The following is a 1,244-nucleotide window of genomic DNA, read 5'->3' on the forward strand; positions in this document are numbered from 1 at the left end:
AATCAAAAAAAGCATTTCCATAGGCGCAAAAGGCTATGGAGAGAAGAAAGTAAGAAAGAGTACACAGGGGATGCCTTGGCTCTCAGAGGCGATGAAGGACGTGATAAGCTGCGATAAGCTCCGGGGATTAGCAAATATGAATTAATCCGGAGATTTCCGAATGGGGAAACCTGGCTAGTTGAAGACTAGTCGCATTACGATGCGCAAACCTGCCGAACTGAAACATCTAAGTAAGCAGAGGAAGAGAAAATAATAATGATTTCCTAAGTAGTGGCGAGCGAACGGGAAAGAGCCCAAACCAGTTATGTTACGGCATAGCTGGGGTTGTAGGACTACAATATGGCATTAATGAAATGAAGTGGAACAGGATGGGAAGCCTGGCAATATAGCGTGAGAGCCGCGTACACGTAAGTAACATTAGTCTAGTAGTATCCTGAGTACCGCGAGGTCGGAGACGCCTTGTGGGAATCTGCCGGCACCATCCGGTAAGGCTAAATACTCCTGAGAGACCGATAGTGAACCAGTACCGTGAGGGAAAGGTGAAAAGAACCCCGAACAGGGGAGTGAAATAGAACCTGAAACTGTGTACTTACAAGCGGTCGGAGCGTCCAGGTGGCGTGACGGCGTGCCTTTTGCATAATGAGCCTACGAGTTACTCTTCTCTGGCAAGGTTAAGTGTTTAAGACACGCAGCCGAAGCGAAAGCGAGTCTGAATAGGGCGTATAGTCAGGGGAGGTAGACGCGAAACCTTGTGATCTACCCATGGACAGGTTGAAGGTGCGGTAACACGTACTGGAGGACCGAACCGATAAACGTTGAAAAGTTTCCGGATGATCTGTGGGTAGGGGTGAAAGGCTAATCAAACTGGGAAATAGCTCGTACTCCCCGAAATGTTTTTAGGAACAGCGTGGTGGTTTGAGTTTAATAGAGGTAGAGCTACTGATTGGGTGCGGGGGAGTCAAATCCTACCAAATCCAGACAAACTCCGAATGCTATTAAATATACACTGCAGTGAGGCCCGGGGTGCTAAGGTCACGGGCCGAGAGGGAAAGAACCCAGACCATCAGCTAAGGTCCCCAAGTTACTACTAAGTTGAACTAACGAGGTGCGATTGCATAGACAGCTAGGATGTTGGCTTGGAAGCAGCCATTCATTTAAAGAGTGCGTAACAGCTCACTAGTCGAGCGATCGTGCATGGATAATAAACGGGCATAAAGTAGTACACCGAAGCTATGGGTAATATT

The 1,244-nt window shown here is 47.9% G+C and carries 1 rRNA gene; it reads left to right on the forward strand.

Annotated features, from left to right (window positions below):
• Window positions 1–43: 43 nt before the first annotated feature.
• Window positions 44–1,244: ribosomal RNA gene (locus ABIB30_RS27235) — 23S ribosomal RNA — on the forward strand; the annotation flags it as partial.

The sequence above is a fragment of the Pedobacter sp. UYP1 genome, from assembly GCF_040547305.1.
Classification (GTDB): Bacteria; Bacteroidota; Bacteroidia; order Sphingobacteriales; family Sphingobacteriaceae; genus Pedobacter.